Below are 19,328 nucleotides of genomic sequence, written 5' to 3'. Positions count from 1 at the left end.
CCATGTAGGACCAGCGCGGATCTCTGCATGATTGGATGAAGCAACGCTAATGAATGGGGGGTTCATGTACGGGGGTTCATGTACGGGGGTTCGTCCATGAGGAGTCGATGTGCTTGATCTCGCCCGGCTGCGCGCCCTGCACGCCGTCTCCGTGCACGGCACCGTGGGCGCCGCCGCCACCGCGCTCGGCTACACCCCGTCCGCGGTCTCGCAGCAGATAGCCAAGCTGGAGCGGGAGACCCGCACCACGTTGCTCGAGCGGCGCGGCCGCGGGGTCGCGCTCACCGAGGAGGCGCTCCATCTCGCCGAGACGGCACGGGAGTTGATGGCGATCGTGGAGCGCGCCGAGACCGAGCTGGAGGAGCGGCGCGGGGTGCCCGCGGGACGGCTCACCGTCGCGGCGTTCGCCTCGGCCGCGCGCGGGCTGCTGCCCCAGGTGCTCGCCGAGCTCGCCCGGGACCACCCCCAGCTCGACGCCCGTATGTCGGAGGTGGACCCGCACCTCTCCATCGACCTGGTCGCCAAGGGCGCCGTCGACCTCGCGGTCGTGCACGACTGGGACATCGCCCCGCTGCCCACCCCGCCCGGCGTGGACCAGGCGGTCATCGGCGACGACCTCTGCGACCTCGTCGTCCCGGCGGGGCACCGGCTCGCGGGGCGCGCCTCGGTGCGCCGCGAGGAGCTGAAGGGCGAGCGCTGGATCACCCAGCCGCCGGGCCTGGTCTGCCACGAGTGGCTGATCAGGACGCTCCGCGAGGCGGGCTGCGAGCCGGACATCGCCCACCAGGCCGAGGAGAACCCGACGCTGGTCGCGCTCGCCGCGGCGGGCCTCGGCATCGCGCTCATCCCGCGCCTCGGCCGCGGTCCGCTGCCTCAGGGCGCGGTGACGGTGCGGCTCGACCCGCTGCCGGTGCGCAGGCTGTACGCGCTGTGGCGCACGGGGGCGGCGCGGCGGCCCGCGATCGCCGAGACGGTACGGGTGCTGCGGGCGCACTGGCCGGTGGCCGACGCGTGACCGCGCCCCGTGTCCCACGCGGCCCCACTCATCCCGGCCGTACCAACTTCCGTGAATTGCCCGTTCCCCGGGAACCCTCGCGACGGGCCGTCCGTCCAAGCAGCATGCTGCCGGAGAGTCTCCGCGTGGCGGTGTCGGCATCGCTGCTGGCTGCGAACGCTGACCACCCTCTCCGCCGCCTGCGGCCGGCAGCACGCCGTCACCGGTGCGCCCCCTCCACACAGTGCCGGTGACGGCCCCTTCCCCGGCCCTTCGCCGGCCCTTCCCCAGCCCTTCCCGCACCCTTCCCCCGCACGCTCGTTCGCCTAAGCTCCGAGGCATGTCCGATGCCGAAGCCGCACCTGCACCCGCGTCCGACGACGGCCGTCTGCGCGAGCTCATCGGCCGCATGACCCTGGAGGAGAAGGTCGGCCAGCTCTTCGTCCTCCATGTGTACGGGCACTCCGCCGACGCCCCGGACGCGGCCGACGCCGACGCCAACCTGAAGGAGCTCGGCGTGCGCAACGCCGTCGAGCTCGTCGCCAAGTACCGCCCCGGCGGCATCATCTACTTCGGCTGGGCCCACAACACCCGCACGCCGCACCAGATCGCCGCCCTCTCCAACGGCATCCAGGCGGCGGCCCTCGCCCACGACCCGCGCATCCCTCTCCTCCTCTCCGTCGACCAGGAGCACGGCGCCGTCGCCCGCATCGGCGCGCCCGCGACGCTGCTGCCCGGCGCGATGGCGCTCGGCGCCTCCGGGTCCCGCTCCGACGCCCGCGAGGCCGCCCGGATCGCGGGCACCGAGCTGCGCGCCCTCGGCGTGCGCCAGAACTACGCACCGCTCGCCGACGTGAACGTGAACCCGGCCAACCCCGTCATCGGCGTCCGCTCCTTCGGCGCCGCCCCGGACGCGGTCGCCGCCCTCCTCACCGCGCAGGTCAAGGGGTACGAGCGGGACGCCGAGGTGGCCGCCACGGCCAAGCACTTCCCGGGGCACGGCGACACGAGGACCGACAGCCACACCGCCCTGCCTTACATCCACCACACCCGCGAGCAGTGGCAGGAGCTGGACGCGCCGCCGTTCCGCGCGGCCGTAGCCGCCGGCATCGACTCGGTCATGACCGCGCACATCGTGGTGCCCGCCCTCGACCCGGCCGAGGACCCGGCCACCCTCTCGCGCCCCATCGTGACCGGCATCCTGCGCGAGGAGCTCGGCTACGACGGCGTCGTGGTGACCGACTCCCTCGGCATGCAGGGCGTCCGCACCAAGTACGGCGACGACCGGGTGCCCGTGCTCGCCCTGAAGGCGGGCGTCGATCAGCTCCTCAACCCGCCGAAGCCGGAGATCGCCTGGACGGGGGTGCTGCGGGCCGTCCAGGACGGCGAGTTGACGGAGGAGCGCCTCGACGCGTCGCTCCTGCGCATCCTGCGCCTGAAGCGGAAGCGGGGCCTCTTCGACGACCCCTACGCCTACGGGCAGCGCCGCGTGGACCGCGTCGTCGGCACCCGCGCCCACCTCGCGGCGGCCGACCGCATCGCGGAGCGCACGACGACGCTGCTGCGCAACGAGGGCCCCCTGCTGCCCCTCTCCCCCACCACCCACGGCGACGTCCTGGTGGTGGGCGCGGACCCCTCCTCCCCCTCCGGGACGACGGGCCCGCCCACGGCGGTGCTGGGCGCCGAACTGACCCGACTGGGCTTCACGGCAACGGTGTTGTCAACGGGAACGGCACCCAAGGAAGCGAAGGTCACCGAGGCGGTGGCGGCGGCGCGGGGACGGAACGTGGTGGTCGTGACCACGTACAACCTGGCGGGCGGCGACGCACAGGGCGCGCTGGTGTCGGCCCTGGTGGCGACCGGCGTCCCCGTCGTCACGCTCGCCGTCCGGAACCCTTACGACGTGGCGTTCCTGCCGGAGGGAGTGGCTGCTTCGCTCGCCTCGTACGGCTGGACGGACGTCGAAGTGCGGGCGGCGGCAAGGGTGTTGGCGGGCCGGGCCGGTCCCCGGGGACGGCTGCCGGTGGCGGTGCCGCGCGCGGACGACCCGGAGCGGGTGCTGTATCCGGTGGGGTACGGGCTTTCGTACGAGACCTCGCAGGGTCTCGCCGCGGAGTGACGTACGCGGCATACGCACCGCGCCCGGCGCACCACCCCCAAAGGGACCAAAGCACCCCGCGCACCTGGCGTGCGCCCGCCCGCGCGGGCCACGCTGGGTGCGGATATCGGGGGGTTTGCCATGCTTGCCAGGTCCATGGGGACGACGGGGGTGATGTGCGCCGCGGTGCTGCTCGCGGTCACCGCGGCGCTCACCGGGTGTCAGCGGAACGGCGGTTCGGGCTCGTCGTCGGACGGGAGCCTCGACGACGGCGGGCGCGGCGGACGCCCGACCGCGAACGGGTCGGCGACGGCCGGGGGCGGGGCGGTGTTCCTCGGGGTCGGCGCGTGCAGCTCGCGGGGGCAGCGCACCTTCACCGAGGTGTCGTGCGGGAGCGAGCGGGCGGCGGCGCGGGTCGTCGCGCGCCACGACGGCAAGGTCTCGGAGGGGCCACTGTGTCCGGCGCGGACGGACTTCGTCCTGCACATCAGCGAGAACCGGCCCGCGGTCGACGAGGACGGGGACGGGGAGGTTCCGCAGGGGTACGCGTGCATGCGGAACCTGGAGGCCCCGCATCCCGGGGACCCCGGGGGCGGGGGTGGGCCCCGGACCGTGGTGGGGGACTGTGTGTACGGGGTGGGGCGGGGGGAAGTGCGGGAGACGGCGTGCTCGGGGGCGGGGAACCGCAAGCCGCAGTACCGGGTGCGGGTGGCGGTCTCGGACCGGTCCAAGTGCCCTGCGGACACGGCGCTTTACGTTTCCCTGGGAGGGGAACGGCCGGTGGGGTGCGCGGTCAGAGTGTGAAGCTTCCCCGATATCGCCGCTGACGCGGCTCGTCCTCAAGCGCCGGACAGGCTACAGATAGCCCGTCCGGCGATTGAGGACGAGGCCGTCCAGGCCGAAAAGGGGGGTCTAGGGGCAAAGCCCCAGGACGGGCGCCCCAGGGCGACGGAGTCGCCGTTTCGGGAAGGGGCGGGACTGGGGAAAAAGAAAAACTACGGACGCAAGGTCAACTCACCCTGCTTGGCAGGCCGGTCCAGCTTCGCGTCGTACGGGGCCTTGGCCGAGGACTTGGAGAGCCCCGCCCACGCGAGAATCCGCTCCGTGGCCTTCGCCTTGTCGGCGGCCACGAGACCCTCCACCTTCGCCCCGTGATTCGCGTTCGGCGCCGTGAAGACGTACGAGTCGTGCTTCTCGCCCTGCGCGGGGCGGAACGGCTCCGCGCCCCACGGGTCGTCGGCCCCGTACACGTACAGCATCTGGTGCGCGTTCTTGTGGACCCAGCGGTCCACGTCCTTCATCGCGCCCTTCTGGAACTTCATGGGGATGTCACGGGGCACGAAGTTCCGCGGCGGCTGGTAGCCGTAGCGCGAGAGGTCGCCCAGCCAGGGCTGCGTGATGGTGGGCGCGCCCAGCTGCGTGCCCGCCTGGTAGTAGTACGGGGTGTACGGGTCGAGGCCCTGGTCGGTGTAGGAGGACCAGCCGCCGACGTTCTCGACGTAGTCGAAGAGGGCCTGGTCGGTGACCGTCTTCGCGTCCGGCACCTTCGCGCACGCGGTCGCCGCCGGCTGGTACTGCCAGAAGCCCCACACCAGGTCCAGGACGACGGCCTCAAACGCCTTGTCGAGGGTGCCTATCGTCTTGAAGGTGTACTTGTTCTCCTCCGCGTACGCGGCGAGCTTCTTCGACAGCGGTTCGCGGCGCACCAGCGCCTCGCGCTGCACGGCCTCCAGCTTGGTGCGGCACTCCTTGGTGCCGACCGTCTTGAAGAAGTCGTCGTACGCCGAGTCCTCCTTGTTGTTCACGTCGTTGGGCGCGACGTACGCGACGACGCCGTCCATGTCGCGCGGGTAGAAGCGCTCGAAGTACGTGGCGGTCATGCCGCCCTTGGAGGCGCCGGTGGTCAGCCACTTCTTGTCGTAGAGGGGCTTGAGGGCCTCGAAGATGCGGTGCTGGTCGCTGGCGGCCTGCCAGATGTCGAGCTTGGACCAGTCGGCCGGTTCGGGCCGGGACGGCTTGAAGAAGCGGTACTCCGTGGAGACTTGGTTGCCGTCGACGATGCGGGTCGGCTCCGCGCGGCTCGGCGTGGTGGAGAGGCCGTAGCCGGAGGTGGAGAAGACCGTGGGCCGGTTGGTGTCCTTGTGCAGCACCGTCAGGCGCTGCTTGAAGGTCCCCTTGGAGGGGTGCCGGTGGTCGATCGGCTGGACGTAGTTGAGGACGAAGTAGCGGTAGCCCTCGTACGGTTTCTCTTCGATCAGGCTCATGCCCGGTATCGCGAGCAGTCTGTCCTTGATGTCTGGCTCCGCGGGCGCGGCTGTGGCCGCACCGGCGGTCGCTCCGGTCAGGCTCACGGTGCCTATGAACACCACGAGCGACAGGAGCCATCTGAGCGCCTTGCGCATGCACCCTCCCTTTGACACAGCGGTGACCGGAACCTAACCGAGCCAACCGGTGTCACACCAGGGGCAATTGGCGCCAGGCCCGCGCGCCCTCAGAAGATCGCCGCTCTCCTCGGCAGGAGATCCGGCACCGTGCTCCTCAGCAGAGGATCCAGCCCTTGCTGACCCCGCTCCCGCCGACCTTCCCGCGCACCCACACGCAGCGGTGTCCCACGTACACCTTCACCGGGCCCGCGTGGTGCGTATAGCGGCCCTTGTCGCGGGCCGGGCGGCTGCCGCGCACCTGGATGCTGACGGACATGGTCCGGCGCACGCCGGGGCGCTTCGTGTAGGTCACGGCGCACACATAGCGGTCGTCCTTGTAGACGACGAGCTTGCCGGTGCTGAACGCGAAGGTGTGCACCTTGCGGCCGGCGCAGTCCGCGGCGACGGCGGCGCCCGCCGTGCCCGCGGCGGGGCCGGTGAGCACGAGGAGCGCGGCGGCGGTCAGGACGGCGAGCGGCCCCGCGAAGCGGCACCATATCCGGCCACGTCGACCACGTCGGCCACGGCTGCCAGCACCTCTCACGACTTCCCCTCCCACCACAACGGCATCAGCGTACTGAGGTACCGACGCACGGCCGCAGGCAGGCGGTTGCGGAATCTCTCGTACTTTTTGCCGTGTTTGGGGGCAACCTCCCGTGCACACCCGATGTCCAACAGGGCAGAGCGTGAAAGGGGTCTCTGATGACTCGTTTGACCCGTACGCCGTGGCGCGGCAAGACCGTTCTGGCCTCCGCCGCGCTGCTCGTCGCCGGAGCGGCGGTCCCGTCCGCCGCGTACACCCACACCTCCACCTCCTCCACCTCCTCCCCCGCCTCCCCCGTGTCCGCCGAGGCCGGGCCCGCCGGGCACCCCGCCCGCAGCGGCAGCCCCGGACCCGCCTACGACCGGGTCGCCCACTTCTACGGCGCGTACATCGACGTGGCCAACGACCCGGGCAGCAACGCCCTGGCCGCGCAGGCGCGGAACTTCTACCTGACCAAGGACCTGCGGGCCCGGCTGCTCACCTGGGAGAAGCGGCACGACGCGGACGGCGTGCTGCGCGCCCAGAACGTGCCGAGCGCCTGGAAGGTGACCCCGGGCGACAACGCCATGGGGCACACCTACTCGACGGTCCGGCTCACCTGGGGCACCGGCAAGCACGTCACGTACACGTATCTGAGCGTCCGTTCGGACCTGGAGACGCGGAAGATCTCCGACATCACCGCGAAGTACTGACCCCCGCCGGGGCCTCGGCCCCGTCCGGGGATTCCCCGACGAACGTCCGCCACAGCTCCGCGTACCGGCCCCCGCGCGTCACGAGTTCCTCGTGCGTGCCGTCCTCCGCGACCCGGCCGTGGTCCATCACGACCACGCGGTCCGCGCGGGCGGCCGTGGTCAGGCGGTGGGCGACCACGAGCGTGGTGCGGCGGCCCGCGATGCGGTCCGTGGCGTGGTTGACCTGGGCCTCGGTCGCGAGGTCCAGGGCGGCGGTGGCCTCGTCGAGCAGGAGGATGTCCGGGTCGACGAGCTCCGCGCGGGCCAGGGCGATCAACTGCCGCTGTCCGGCGGAGAGGTTGCGGCCGCGCTCGGCGACCTCGTGGAGGTAGCCGCCGTCGAGGGTGGCGATCATCTCGTGCGCGCCGACCGCGCGGGCCGCCGCCTCCACCTGGGCGTCGGTGGCGTCGGGGCGGCCGTAGGCGATCGCGTCGCGCACGGTGCCCGCGAAGAGGTACGCCTCCTGCGGCACGACGCCGAGGCGGTGCCGGTACGAGGTCATGTCCAGCTCGCGCAGATCGGCGCCGTCCACGGTGACGCGGCCGTCCGTCGGGTCGTAGAAGCGGGCGACGAGCTTGACGAGGGTCGACTTGCCCGCGCCCGTCTCGCCGACGAAGGCGACGGTCTGGCCGGCGGGTATGTGCAGGCGCACGTCGCTCAGCGCCTCCTCCGGCGCGCCCTCGCCGTCCGCGGCGTTGTAGGCGAAGCCGACGTCCTCGAAGGCGATCTCGCCGCGCAGCGACAGGACGTCGCGCGGGGCGTCGGCGGACTTCGTGGACGCGGGCTCGCGCAGCAGCTCCTGGATGCGGCCGAGGGAGACCGTGGCCTGCTGGTAGCCGTCGAAGACCTGGGACAGCTGCTGGACGGGGGCGAAGAACAGGTCGATGTAGAGGAGGTAGGCGACCAGGGCACCGGTCGTCAGGGTGCCCGCCTCCACCCGGTTCGCGCCCACGACGAGCACCGCGACGACGGCGACCGACGACAGGAGCTGCACGAACGGGAAGTACACGGAGATCAGCCACTGGCCGCGGATGCGGGCCTGCCGGTAGCTGTGGCTGTTCGCGGCGAACCGCTCGCCGCCCGCGCGCTCCCGCCCGAACGCCTGCAGGATCCTGAGGCCCGCGACGGACTCCTGGAGGTCGGCGTTGACCACCGACACCCGCTCGCGCGCCAGCTCGTACGCCTTCACGCTGGCCTTGCGGAAGAAGTACGTGCCGATGACGAGCAGCGGCAGCGTCGCGAAGACCACGAGGGCCAGCTGCACGTCGAGCACCAGCAGCGCGCCCATGATGCCGAGGAAGGTGACGACGGAGACGAAGGCGGTGACGAGCCCGGTCTGCAGGAAGGTGGACAGGGCGTCCACGTCGGTCGTCATCCGGGTCATGATGCGCCCGGTCAACTCCCGCTCGTAGTAGTCGAGTCCGAGTCGCTGGAGCTGCGCGAAGATCTTGAGGCGGAGTGAGTAGAGGACCCTCTCCCCCGTACGTCCGGTCATCCGCGTCTCACCGGTCTGCGCCGCCCACTGCACCACGACGGCGGCGAGCGCGAGCCCGGCGGCGGTCCAGACGGCGCCCATCGCGAGGCGGTTGACGCCGTCGTCGATGCCGTGCCGGATCAGGACGGGGAGCAGCAGGCCCATGCCCGCGTCCACGGCGACCAGGAGCAGCGCGAAGAGAAGCGGCTTGCCGAATCCGGCGAGGAGCCTGCGCAGCCCGTACGACTCCTCGGGCGTGACGGCACGCGCCTCGTCGATGTCGGGGGTGTCGGTGGCCGGAGGCAACGCGTCGACCTGGGCGAGGAGTTCGGGCGTCGACGGCATCCCGGACAGCGCGGTGTCCTTCGGCTCGCGGTCGCCGGTCCACAGGGCGGGCGTGATGCCGCGCTCGGCGTCGAACTCGGCGTCGAGCTCTTCTCGTACGGTCGTGTCCTCGGGCACCTCGACGGGCACGGCCCGCCCCGGCGAGACCCCGCCGAGCTCGTCCGGGTCGGTGAGCAGGCGCCGGTAGAGGGCGGAGCGCTCCTGCAGCTCCTCGTGGGTGCCGAGGTCGGCGAGGCGGCCGTCGTCGAGGACGGCGATGCGGTCGGCGAGGCCGAGGGTGGAGCGGCGGTGCGCGATGAGGAGCGTCGTGCGGCCCGCCATGACGCCCCGGAGCGCCTCGTGGATCTCGTGCTCGACGCGGGCGTCCACGGCGGAGGTGGCGTCGTCCAGGACGAGGAGGCGGGGGTCGGTGAGGATGGCGCGGGCGAGGGCGATGCGCTGGCGCTGGCCGCCGGAGAGGGTGAGGCCCTGCTCGCCGACCTTGGTGTCGTAGCCCTCGGGCAGCTCGGCGATGAAGCGGTCGGCCTGGGCGGCGCGCGCGGCCGTCTCGATCTCCTCCTGGGTGGCGCCGGGATGGCCGTACGCGATGTTGGCGCCGACCGTGTCGGAGAAGAGGAAGGAGTCCTCGGGCACGAGCCCGATGGCGGAGCGCAGCGAGTCGAGGGTCAGCTCGCGCACGTCGTGGCCGCCGATGAGGACGGCGCCGTGCGTCACGTCGTAGAAGCGCGGCAGGAGCAGCGAGACGGTGGACTTGCCGCTGCCGGAGGAGCCGACGACGGCGAGGGTCTCGCCCGGGGATATCTGGAAGGTCAGTCCGTCCAGGACCGGCCGCCCTTCCTCGTAGGCGAAGCCGACGTCGTCGAATTCGACAGTCGCCGGGGCGTCGGCGGGCAGCTCCTTCGCCCCGTCCGCCAGCGTCGGCTCGGTGTCGATGAGTTCGAGGACGCGCTCGACGCCGGCGCGGGCCTGCTGGCCGACGGTGAGGACCATGGCGAGCATCCGCACGGGCCCGACGAGCTGCGCGAGGTAGGTGGAGAAGGCGACGAAGGTGCCGAGGGTGATCTCGCCGCGCACCGCGAGCCAGCCGCCGAGCGCCAGCATCGCGACCTGCCCGACCGCCGGGACGGCCTGGAGGGCGGGCGTGTAGCGGGAGTTGAGCCGGATGGTGCGCAGCCGGCCCGCGAAGAGCTTGCGGCCGACCTCCCTGAGCTTCCCGGTCTCCTGCTCCTCCTGCCCGAAGCCCTTCACCACGCGGACGCCGGAGACGGCGCCGTCGACGACGCCCGCGACGGCGGCGGCCTGGGCCTGCGCGTACCAGGTGGCGGGGTGGAGGCGGGAGCGGGAGCGGCGGGCGATGTACCAGAGGGCGGGGGCGACGGCGAGGGCGACGAGGGTGAGCGGCAGGGAGAGCCACGCCATGATCACGAGGGAGATCAGGAAGAGCAGGATGTTGCCGATCGTCATCGGCAGCATGAAGAGCAGGCCCTGGATCAGCTGCAGGTCGCTGGTGGCACGCCCGACGACCTGCCCGGTGGACAGCTCGTCCTGGCGCCGCCCGTCCAGCTTCGTGATCGTCCCGTACATCTCGGTGCGCAGGTCGTGCTGGACGTCGAGGGCGAGGCGGCCGCCGTAGTAGCGGCGGACGTAGGTGAGGACGTAGACGAGGACGGCGGCGCCGATCAGGGCGCCCGCCCAGGGGGCCATGGAGCGGGTGCGGTCCTCGACCACGTCGTCGATGATCACCTTCGTGATCAGCGGGACGAGGGCCATGACGGCCATGCCGCCGAGGGAGGACCCGAGCGCGAGGACGACGTCCTTGGGGTAGCGCCAGGCGTACCCCGCCAATCGCTTGCCCCAGCCCCGTTGCTCAGCCACCGTGTGTGCCTCTCGTCGACCTGACCTGCCGAGAGCCCCAACACAAGGGTGACCGGATTTCATCCCTCCGCAACAAAACGGGGACCAGCGGCCGAGGCCACTGGTCCCCGGGACGTACGCCTGCGGAGACGTACGTCCTACGCCTGCGGAACCGCCACGAACGCCTCCTGGGGCGCGGTGGTGGGCGCGTACCGGCGCTGTGTGCGCGGCGCCAGGTCCTTGTGGACGGCCTTGGCCACGCCCTGGATGGTGGTGACGCCGTAGTTCATGGAGCTGTTGCCGTGCGTGAGCACCGAGATCGTGTAGTCGTGGCCGCCGCCCTTGAAGGCGCCGATGCTGTGCACCCGCCAGCCGTGCGTGGACCGCTGCAGCCAGCCGTTCTTGACGTGGATCGCGGTGCCGGACGGCGCTCCCGCCGGGGTGCCCCAGCGCTGGGACGGGACGACCTTGCCCATCAGCTTCAGGACGTAGGCGCGGGCGTTGTCGCTGAGGACCGTGTTCTTGGCGGTGATCAGCGCGAGGAGCTTCTGCTCGTCGGTCGCGTTGATGCGGGTGAGCCCCCAGTAGCCACCCGAACCGGGTACGGTCCTGGTCATCTTGGCGGCCTTGAGGAAGCCCTTGACCTTGGTGGTGCCGAGCTGGCGCCAGAGCTTGCTGGTGGCCGCGTTGTCCGACTTGGTGATCATGGCGTACGCGAGGTCCGACTCCCGCGTCGACAGCCGCCGCTCGGTCTTCTTCGCGTCCCACAGCAGCGTCGCGAGGACGGTCACCTTGACGACGCTCGCCGAGTCGAAGGAGGTGCCCGCGCGCAGGGTGCAGCTGGTCCTGGTGGTGCGGTCGTAGAGGCCGACGGCGACGGTGCCCTTGCGGTTCTTCAGGGCCGCGGTGATGTCCTTCTTCAGCTTCGCGGCGAGGCCCGCCTGCTGCGAGGAGCAGCTGACCTGGGGCGTTGCCGCCGCGGCGGCGGGCGTGGCGGCGGCCGCGGTCAGGCCGAGCGGTGCGAGCACTCCGATGGCGAGGCCCGCCGAGAGCGTGCGGGCGCGGCCGGGTATCCGGGACGTCCCGGATATCGGGTGAGTCATGGAGGTTCCCCCTGGGATCTGTGCGAGCGCGCCCCCCGGCGCACTCGCCCCACATGACTCACCAGTACCGGTGAAAGGTTGTACGGAAATCGGGGCAGGTCAGGAATGTCACAGCCCCGCGGGCGTCGGCCTCAGCCCAGATGCGTCGGCGCGAACATCTTCAGGACCGCCGGGAGCACCACGACCGAAGGCCCCGGCTCGGCCAGCGCCTTCGCGAGGTCGTCGCGGAGCGCGTCCGGGGTCGTGCGCACACCCGGCACCCCGAAGGACTCCGCGAGGGCGACGAAGTCGGGGCGGGCCAGCTCCGTGCCCGTCGGCTCCCCGAAGGCGTCCGTCATGTACTCGCGCAGGATGCCGTAGCCGCCGTCGTCGACGATCAGCCAGGTCACCGGCAGGTCGTACTGCCGGGCCGTGGCCAGCTCGGCGATCGAGTACATCGCGCCGCCGTCGCCGGAGACCGCGAGGACCGGCTGCGAGGGGTCCGCGACGGCCGCGCCCAGGGCGGCGGGGAAGGCGTAGCCGAGGCCGCCCGCGCCCTGCGCCGAGTGCATCGTGTTGGGGCGGCGGGCGTCGAAGGCGGACCAGGCCCAGTACGCCAGGATCGTCATGTCCCAGAAGGACGGGGCCGCGGCCGGGAGCGCCGCGCGGACCGAGGCGAGGAGCCGCTGCTCCAGGCCGAGCTCCTGGCCGTCGATGCGCTCGCGCACGCGGTCGAGGACGGCCCGCACCCGCTCGGGCGCCGACGGGTCCTGGCGGGGCGCCTCGATGGTCTCCAGGAGGGCGGAGAGGGCGAGGCGGGCGTCCGCGTGGATGCCGAGCGCCGGGTGGTTGGACTCCAGCTTCCCGGCGTCGGCCTCGATCTGGACGACCCGGCCGCGCGGGGTGAACGTGTGGTAGTTCGAGGACAGTTCGCCGAGTCCCGAGCCGACCACGAGAAGGACGTCCGCGTCCTCCAGGAAGTCCGTGGTGTGCCGGTCCTCCAGCCAGGACTGGAGCGAGAGCGGGTGCTCCCAGGGGAAGGCGCCCTTGCCGCCGAAGGTGGTGACGACCGGGGCGTTCACCAGCTCGGCGAGGGCCCGGAGCTTGCCGCTCGCGTCGGAGCGCACGACGCCGCCGCCCGCGATGATCGCCGGGCGCTCGGCGCGGGACAGCAAGTCGGCGGCTACGGCGGTCAGTTCGGGACGCGGCACGACCTCCTCGGGCGTGGCGTCCACCGCCGTGACGACGGGCAGCTCCGCCTCGGCGAGCAGCACGTCCTGCGGGATCTCCACCCAGACCGGTCCGTGCGGTGCGGTCAGCGCCGACTCCCAGGCCGCGGCGATCGCGGAGGGGATCTGCGACTGCGTGCGCGCGGTGTGGACCGACTTGACCACGTCCCTGAACGAGGCGGCCTGGTCGCGGAGTTCGTGCAGATAGCCGCGGCGGCCGCCGCCGAGCCCGGCCGCCGGGACCTGGCTGCCGATGGCGAGGACCGGCGCGGACGCGGCCGCCGCCTCCTGGAGCGCGGCGAGCGACATCAGCGCGCCGGGCCCGGTGGACAGCAGCAGCGGGGCGGCCTCACCGGTGATTCGCCCGTAGGCGTCCGCCGCGAACCCCGCGTTGTTCTCGACGCGCAGCCCGACGTACGTCAGCGAGGAGCGGCGCAGCGCGTCGAACATGCCGAGCGCGTGCTGGCCGGGCAGTCCGAAGACGGTGGTCGCGCCGAGCCCGGCGAGGGTCTCCACGACCAGGTCTCCGCCCCGGCGGCCCGGTGGAGGGTTCAGCGCGGCCTCCGTCTGGGCCGGGGTCGGACGGAGCACCAGGTCGTGGTCGTGAGTCACTTCGCGCGGGCCTCGGCAATCTGGCGGGACATGATCGTCGTCAGTTCGTACGCGGTGTGGGAGGCGGCCACGGCCGTGATCTCGGCGTGGTCGTAGGCGGGCGCTACCTCGACCACGTCGGCGGAGACCAGGTTGCAGGAGGCGAGCCCGCGCAGGATCTCCAGGAGCTCGCGCGAGGTCATGCCGCCGGCCTCCGGCGTGCCCGTGCCGGGCGCGTGGGCCGGGTCGAGGCAGTCGATGTCGATGGAGATGTACAGCGGCCGGTCGCCGATGCGCTGGCGCAGCTGGTCGGCGACCTCGTCGGCGCCACGGCGGTAGATGTCCGCCGAGGTGACGATGCCGAAGCCCATCTTCTCGTCGTCGGTGAGGTCCTGCTTGCCGTAGAGCGGCCCGCGGGTGCCCACGTGCGACAGGGCGGAGGTGTCGAGGATCCCCTCCTCCACCGCCCGCCGGAAGGGGGTCCCGTGCGTGTACTCGGCGCCGAAGTACGTGTCCCAGGTGTCCAGGTGGGCGTCGAAGTGGAGCAGCGCGACCGGCCCGTGCTTCTTGGCGACGCTCCGCAGGAGCGGCAGGGCGATGGTGTGGTCACCGCCGAGGGTCATCATGCGGGCGCCGGAGCCGAGCAGGTCGTCGGCGGCCGCCTCGATGGTCTCGACGGCCTCGTTGATGTTGAACGGGTTGGCCGCGATGTCCCCGGCGTCCGCGACCTGCGCGAGCGCGAAGGGCGAGGCGTCCTGCGCCGGGTTGTAGGGCCGAAGGAGCCGGCTCGCCTCCCGGATGGCGTTGCCCCCGAAGCGGGCGCCGGGCCGGTAGGACACCCCGGTGTCGAAGGGCACGCCGACGACGGCGACGTCCGCCTTCCCGCCCACCTCGTCGAGCCGGGGCAGCCGGGCGTACGTGGCGGGGCCGGCGTAGCGGGGGATGCGGGAGGAGTCGACGGGGCCGCGGGGCGCTTCGTTGCCGTTCATGTAGGTGTGCCTTCTTTCCTGCGTAAAACTGCTGATTCTGACTTTACTGAGGTACGGGAGTGGCCTGAGCCACGGGTTCGACGCCCCGCCCGGCGAGCCGCTCACGCCAGGCGGCGAGCACCGCCGCGTCTGTCGGCTTCGTGGCCAGCGAGACCCCCACATACACCACGAGCGAGCTCAACAACCCGTAATACACAGGCTCGTTGGCGAGGATCCCGTACCCCCACATGAGCCCGACGACGGAGAGCCCGCCCGCGCCGACGGCCGCGAGCGCCCCCGCCCCCGTCCCCCGCCGCCACAGCAGCCCGCCGAGGATCGGCACGAGCAGCCCGCCGACGAGCAGGTTGTAGGCGACGGTCAGGGCCTCGACGACGTCGTTGAGGGCGATGGCGATGAGGATCACGGCGACGCCCATGACGAGGATGAAGGCACGGTTGCCCCGCACCTCGTCGTGCGGCTCGTCGCCCGCACCGGCCCGCACGGCGCCGCGCAGCCGCGACCAGATGTCGTTGTTGGCGACGGTGGCGCAGGCGATGAGCGCTCCGGAGGACGTCGACATCACGGCGGCCAGCGCGGCGGCCAGCACCAACCCCCGTATCCCCACCGGCAGTTCGTCCTTCACGATCGTCGCGAACGCGGAGTCCGCACTCGGCAGCTTCGGGTACATGACCTTCGCGGCCGTCCCGATGACGGCACCCGCGAGCGCGTAGACGAGGCAGTACGTGCCCGCGACAGTGCCCCCGTAGCGGGCGACCTTGTCGCTGCGGGCCGTGAAGACGCGCTGCCAGATGTCCTGCCCGATGAGCATGCCGAACGTGTAGATCAGCACGTACGTGAAGATCGTCTCGCCGCCGATCCCCAGCGGCTCGAAGTACGCACCGGGCAGCTCGGCCTTCATCTCGCCGAAGCCACCGGCCTTGACGACGGCGATCGGCAGCAGCAGGAGCAGCACCCCGATGGTCTTCACCACGAACTGCACCATGTCGGTGAGGGTGATCGACCACATCCCGCCGAGCGTCGAGTACGCGACGACGATGGAGCCGCCGAGGACGATCGCCACGGTCCGGTTCAGGTCGAAGAGCACGTCGAAGATCGTGGCGTAGGCGATGGTCGAGGTGACGGCGAGCATCAGCGTGTACGCCCACATGACCACTCCGGAGAGGACGCCCGCGCGTCCGCCGTAGCGCAGGTCGAGCATCTCGGAGACGGTGTAGACCTTCAGGCGCGCGATGCGGGCGGAGAAGAAGACACTCAGGGCCAGCAGGCCGAGCCCGATGGTGAAGACCATCCAGGCGCCGGAGAGCCCGTACCGGTAGCCGAGCCCGACGCCGCCGATCGTGGAGGCGCCGCCGAGGACGATCGCGGCCATGGTGCCGGAGTACATCCAGGGGCCGAGGCGGCGGCCCGCGACGAGGAACTCGGCCTTGGACTTCGCGCGGCGCATGCCCCACCAGCCCATGGCCAGCATCCCCGCCAGATAGACGACGATCACGGTGTAGTCGACGGCCATGGGAGCTCGCTCTCTCGCGGGTACCTCGTTCATCGGGGGGTGGCTCGGCCCCTGACCTTAGGTGGCCGGAAAGAGACGGAGAAGTGTACGTTTCCTCCATCTCCCACGCTTGAGATGGATGGATCGTCCACCATGCCCGACCGCGCCGCCCCGTCCCTCCCCGCTCCGCCCACTCCTCCCGCTCCTCCCGCGCCCCCCACCCCGCCCGTCCCGCTCACCGCCCTCCTCGCCCGCGAGGACCTGGGCCTGCGGCAGATCGCGGGCCCGGACGCCGCCGGGACGGCCGGCACCGCCGTCCACTGGGTGCACACCTCAGAGATGGCGGACCCCTACCCGTACCTCCTCGGCGGCGAGTTGCTGCTCACGGCGGGCGTGCACATCGCGGACCCGACGGGCGCCGACGGCCATCTCGACGCCTATGTGGAGCGGATCGTCGCGGCGGGCGGCGCGGCCCTCGGCTTCGGGGTCGCGCCCGTGCACGACACGGTTCCGGCCGCCCTCGTGGCGGCCTGCGAGCGCGCCGGCCTGCCGCTCCTGGAGGTGCCGGAGCGCACGACGTTCAGCGGGGTCGCCCGCGCCGTGTGGCAGCTGATGGCGCAGGCCCGGCACGCGGAGCTGCGCCGGGTCACCGAGGCGCAGCAGGGCCTGGCCTCGGCGGCGGCCCGGCCGCACCCGGTCGCCGCGGTGCTGCGCCAACTGGCGTCGCGGATCGGCGGATCGGCGGTCCTGTACGGCCCCGACGGGGCGGAGCTCCAGGCCGCGGGGCGCCCGCCACACGGTGCGCGGGCGGCGCTGGGAGAGCTCGCCGCGGTGGTACGGGGACCGGGGCGCCCCGCCTCCGCGTCGGACACCGTGGCGGGCGCCCACCTCACGGCGTACGCGCTCGGCGGCCGCCGCGGCTTCGCCCTGGCGCTCGCCACGGAGGGCCGCGCACCGGGCGACCACACCATCGCGGGCGCCGCCGTCGTGCTCCTGTCGCTGCTCACCGGGGAACACCAGGGCGCCCCCGAAGCGGCCCGCTCCGCCGCCCTCGTACGGCTGCTGCTCGGCGCCGCTCCCGGGGACGTCGGGCCTCTTCTGGGCGGCGATCGCTGGAGCGTGGTGCACGCGCGCGGGGAGCGCGGTCCGCTGGCCGCGGCCGCGCTCGCGGCGGCGCTCGGCACCGCGCTGGTGGATGCCGCTGCAGATGCCCCTGCGACCGCCCCCGTGGCGGCGCGGGACGATGTCGTACGTCTCCTTGTCGCCGCCGACAAGGAGGTGGCTCCCCTGGACGGCTGGACCCTCGGCCTCTCCGCCCCCGCCGCCCCCGGCGACCTGGCCGCCGCCGACACCCAGGCGGCCCGAGCCCTGCGCCGCGCCGAGGCCACCCGCGCTCCCCTGGTGCGCCACCGCGACGGCGGGCTCGCCTCCTTGGTCGCGCCCGCCGAGGCCGACGCCCACGCGCGCGTGCTGCTCGCCCCGCTCGGCGACAGCGCGCCGCTGACCGAGACCCTGCGCACCTGGCTGTCCCTGCACGGCAGTTGGGACCGCACGGCGGTCGCACTCGCCGTGCACCGCAACACGGTGCGCCAGCGGATCGGCCGCTGCGCGAGCCTGCTCGGCACGGACCTGGACGACCCGGACGTCCGCATGGAGCTGTGGTTCGCTCTCGGGCGCCTCCTTGACAGGGTGTGAGCCGCGTCCACCGTTCGGAACTGCCGCGCCCTCCGCCCGCATGCAGCGGCACAATAGATCCATGCCGATACCCAGCCGTGCCGCGCTCGTCGAACACCTCGTCCGCTCCCGCATCGCGGGCGACGTCGCCACGCCCCGCGAGAACAACCTCTCCCACTACCGGAAGCTCGCGAACGGCGACCGGCACTACTGGCTCGGCCTGGAGCTCGGCGACCGCTGGACCGACGAGCAGGACGTCCTCGCGGTGATGGCCGAGCGCTGCGGCGTGAACGACGACGCGGAACACCGCCACGGCCAGGACACCATCGACCCGGAGCTCACCGTCGACGCCCTGGAGCGGATGGCGGCCCGGCTGCGCAAGGCCGCCGCGGGCAAGCAGAGCGTCCTGTTCGCGACCGGCCACCCGGGCGGCCTGCTCGACGTGCACCGGGCGACGGCGGCGGCCCTGCGCGCGGCGGGCTGCGAGATCGTCGTGATCCCCGAGGGCCTGACGGCCGACGAGGGCATGGTCTTCCAGTTCGCCGACGTCGCGGTCCTGGAGCGCGGCGCGACGCTGTGGCACACCCACTCCCCCGAGCCGATGAACGCGATCCTGGACGGCCTGGAGCGCGCGGGCCGCCCGCAGCCCGACCTCGTCGTCGCCGACCACGGCTGGGCGGGCCGCGCGGGCCAGCGCGGCCTGGACTCCATGGGCTACGCGGACTGCAACGACCCGGCGCTGTTCATCGGCGAGGCCGAGGGCACGCTGCAGGTGACGGTGCCCCTGGACGACCACGTCACGAGCCCGCGCTTCTACGACCCGATGACCGCCTACCTGCTGGACGCGGCGGGGCTCTCCGGCGACTCCTGAGCGGTCCCCGGCGTCGGGTCCAGATAGACCCGCCTGATCGCCGGGAACCGCTCCTGCAGCCGGCGCGCCATCGTGTCGCAGGCCCGCTCGATGTCCCCGGCCGTGGCCATGTCCCGGAAGTCCACCTTGGCGGCGACGAGGACCTCGCCCGGCCCCTGGAGCAGCGTGGTCAGCTCCAGGACGTCCACCACGTGCGGGTCGGCGAGCAGCTCCTCGCGTACGGCGGCGCGCATCTCCTTGGGCAGCGGACGCCCGATCAGGAGCTCGGAGTTGGCGTGCCCGAGCACCCAGGCCACGTACACGAGCAGCACGCCGATGCACAGCGAGGCGACGCCGTCCCACACCCCCGACCCGGTGAGCTGCCCGCCGAGCAGTCCGCCCGCCGCGAGGACGAGGCCGACGAGGGCGGCGGAGTCCTCCATCACGACGGCCTTCACCGCGGTGTCCGGGGTGTGCCGCAGGTAGTGCTTCACGTGCACCCCGAAGCGGTCCGCCTCGCCGCGCGCCTGCTTGAGGCCGGTGCGCAGCGAGTAGCCCTCCAGGAGGAAGGCGACGCCCAGGACGACGTACGAGACGAGCGGGTTGCCCGGTTCCTCGCCGTGCGTGAGGGTGTGGATCCCGTCGTACACGGCGAAGACGCCACCGCCGACGAAGGTGGCGACGGACGCGAGCAGCGCCCACACGTAGCGGGCACCGCCGTAGCCGAGCGGGTGGTCCTCGTCGGCGGGGCGCTCGCTGCTCTTGAGCGAGACGAGGAGCATCAGCTCGGTGACCGTGTCGGCCACCGAGTGCGCCGCTTCGGAGAGCATCGCGCTGGAGCCGCTGATGACGCCCGCGACGGCCTTGGCGGCCGCGATGCCGAGGTTGGCGGCGGCCGCGACGATGACGGTGAAGGTGCTCTCGCCGCCGCCCGCTGACGCTTGCTCACTCATGTACGGGA

14 protein-coding genes are annotated in these 19,328 nt (G+C 72.5%); 6 read left to right on the top strand and 8 right to left on the bottom strand.

Annotation, left to right across the window (positions count from 1 at the left end; genetic code table 11):
* Positions 1-109 precede the first annotated feature (109 nt).
* The 3 genes from ACFWYM_RS08090 (at position 110) to ACFWYM_RS08080 (ending at position 3,896) form a co-directional block, all read left to right on the top strand.
* Entirely contained in the window at positions 110-1,015 is a 906-nt protein-coding gene (locus ACFWYM_RS08090; protein ID WP_384831755.1) for a LysR family transcriptional regulator, read from the top strand.
* A 319-nt stretch (positions 1,016-1,334) separates the two neighbouring features.
* The gene (locus ACFWYM_RS08085) at positions 1,335-3,113 is read left to right on the top strand and encodes a glycoside hydrolase family 3 protein (RefSeq protein ID WP_384831752.1); all 1,779 of its coding nucleotides are present in this window, start codon (positions 1,335-1,337) and stop codon (positions 3,111-3,113) included.
* Positions 3,114-3,233: 120 nt separating this feature from the next.
* Positions 3,234-3,896 (top strand): hypothetical protein, encoded by a 663-nt coding sequence (locus ACFWYM_RS08080; RefSeq protein ID WP_384831749.1) that lies wholly within the window; start codon positions 3,234-3,236, stop codon positions 3,894-3,896.
* Between the two features lie 191 nt (positions 3,897-4,087).
* On the opposite strand, the gene ACFWYM_RS08075 is transcribed toward ACFWYM_RS08080, so the two are convergent.
* The gene (locus ACFWYM_RS08075; protein ID WP_384831746.1) at positions 4,088-5,494 is read right to left on the bottom strand and encodes a S28 family serine protease; all 1,407 of its coding nucleotides are present in this window, start codon (positions 5,492-5,494) and stop codon (positions 4,088-4,090) included.
* A gap of 136 nt (positions 5,495-5,630) precedes the next feature.
* On the bottom strand, positions 5,631-6,059 hold the full coding sequence (locus ACFWYM_RS08070) for a hypothetical protein (RefSeq protein ID WP_384831743.1): 429 nt from the start codon (positions 6,057-6,059) through the stop codon (positions 5,631-5,633).
* A gap of 158 nt (positions 6,060-6,217) precedes the next feature.
* On the opposite strand from ACFWYM_RS08070, the gene ACFWYM_RS08065 reads away from it, so the two are divergent.
* The gene (locus ACFWYM_RS08065; protein ID WP_384831740.1) at positions 6,218-6,751 is read left to right on the top strand and encodes a hypothetical protein; all 534 of its coding nucleotides are present in this window, start codon (positions 6,218-6,220) and stop codon (positions 6,749-6,751) included.
* On the opposite strand, the gene ACFWYM_RS08060 is transcribed toward ACFWYM_RS08065, so the two are convergent.
* The 5 genes from ACFWYM_RS08060 to ACFWYM_RS08040 all read right to left on the bottom strand — a co-directional run bounded on the left by ACFWYM_RS08060 (position 6,735) and on the right by ACFWYM_RS08040 (position 15,864).
* Positions 6,735-10,484, bottom strand: a complete 3,750-nt coding sequence (locus ACFWYM_RS08060) for an ABC transporter ATP-binding protein (protein ID WP_384831737.1) — start codon at positions 10,482-10,484, stop codon at positions 6,735-6,737. The two genes, ACFWYM_RS08065 and ACFWYM_RS08060, sit on opposite strands and share 17 nt — an antisense overlap.
* 137 nt (positions 10,485-10,621) lie before the next feature.
* A complete protein-coding gene (locus tag ACFWYM_RS08055) occupies positions 10,622-11,566 on the bottom strand; it encodes a serine hydrolase (protein WP_384831734.1) in 945 nt (314 codons plus the stop codon).
* A 131-nt stretch (positions 11,567-11,697) separates the two neighbouring features.
* Complete coding sequence (locus ACFWYM_RS08050; protein ID WP_384831731.1) at positions 11,698-13,386, bottom strand: thiamine pyrophosphate-binding protein; 1,689 nt, start codon at positions 13,384-13,386, stop codon at positions 11,698-11,700.
* Positions 13,383-14,354, bottom strand: a complete 972-nt coding sequence (speB, locus tag ACFWYM_RS08045; RefSeq protein WP_384831728.1) for an agmatinase — start codon at positions 14,352-14,354, stop codon at positions 13,383-13,385. Before speB ends, ACFWYM_RS08050 begins: the two co-directional genes overlap by 4 nt.
* A 43-nt stretch (positions 14,355-14,397) precedes the next feature.
* Positions 14,398-15,864 carry a sodium:solute symporter gene (locus tag ACFWYM_RS08040; protein WP_384831725.1) on the bottom strand — a complete coding sequence of 489 codons (1,467 nt, stop codon included), beginning with the start codon at positions 15,862-15,864 and terminating at the stop codon, positions 14,398-14,400.
* 132 nt (positions 15,865-15,996) lie between these two features.
* Between ACFWYM_RS08040 and ACFWYM_RS08035 the strand changes: the two genes are divergently transcribed.
* Positions 15,997-17,538, top strand: a complete 1,542-nt coding sequence (locus tag ACFWYM_RS08035; RefSeq protein WP_384831722.1) for a PucR family transcriptional regulator — start codon at positions 15,997-15,999, stop codon at positions 17,536-17,538.
* 61 nt (positions 17,539-17,599) lie between these two features.
* On the top strand, positions 17,600-18,388 hold the full coding sequence (locus ACFWYM_RS08030) for a phosphatase (RefSeq protein ID WP_384831719.1): 789 nt from the start codon (positions 17,600-17,602) through the stop codon (positions 18,386-18,388).
* On the opposite strand, the gene ACFWYM_RS08025 is transcribed toward ACFWYM_RS08030, so the two are convergent.
* Complete coding sequence (locus ACFWYM_RS08025) at positions 18,349-19,320, bottom strand: cation diffusion facilitator family transporter (RefSeq protein ID WP_384831716.1); 972 nt, start codon at positions 19,318-19,320, stop codon at positions 18,349-18,351. The genes ACFWYM_RS08030 and ACFWYM_RS08025 overlap by 40 nt on opposite strands.
* Positions 19,321-19,328 lie beyond the last annotated feature (8 nt).

It is taken from the genome of Streptomyces sp. NPDC059009 (assembly GCF_042740175.1).
Taxonomy (GTDB): domain Bacteria; phylum Actinomycetota; class Actinomycetes; order Streptomycetales; family Streptomycetaceae; genus Streptomyces.
The sequence above is the reverse complement of the archived record's forward strand: the minus strand, read 5'-3'. Positions and strand labels throughout refer to the sequence as shown.

Coding starts and splice junctions, on each gene's coding strand:
- ACFWYM_RS08065 (WP_384831740.1), top strand. CDS start 6,218: ATGACTCGTTTGACCCGTACGCCGTGGCGCGGCAAGACCGTTCTGGCC.
- ACFWYM_RS08085 (WP_384831752.1), top strand. CDS start 1,335: ATGTCCGATGCCGAAGCCGCACCTGCACCCGCGTCCGACGACGGCCGT.
- ACFWYM_RS08055 (WP_384831734.1), bottom strand. CDS start 11,566: ATGACTCACCCGATATCCGGGACGTCCCGGATACCCGGCCGCGCCCGC.
- ACFWYM_RS08030 (WP_384831719.1), top strand. CDS start 17,600: ATGCCGATACCCAGCCGTGCCGCGCTCGTCGAACACCTCGTCCGCTCC.
- ACFWYM_RS08040 (WP_384831725.1), bottom strand. CDS start 15,864: ATGGCCGTCGACTACACCGTGATCGTCGTCTATCTGGCGGGGATGCTG.
- speB (WP_384831728.1), bottom strand. CDS start 14,354: ATGAACGGCAACGAAGCGCCCCGCGGCCCCGTCGACTCCTCCCGCATC.
- ACFWYM_RS08075 (WP_384831746.1), bottom strand. CDS start 5,494: ATGCGCAAGGCGCTCAGATGGCTCCTGTCGCTCGTGGTGTTCATAGGC.
- ACFWYM_RS08035 (WP_384831722.1), top strand. CDS start 15,997: ATGCCCGACCGCGCCGCCCCGTCCCTCCCCGCTCCGCCCACTCCTCCC.
- ACFWYM_RS08080 (WP_384831749.1), top strand. CDS start 3,234: ATGCTTGCCAGGTCCATGGGGACGACGGGGGTGATGTGCGCCGCGGTG.
- ACFWYM_RS08025 (WP_384831716.1), bottom strand. CDS start 19,320: ATGAGTGAGCAAGCGTCAGCGGGCGGCGGCGAGAGCACCTTCACCGTC.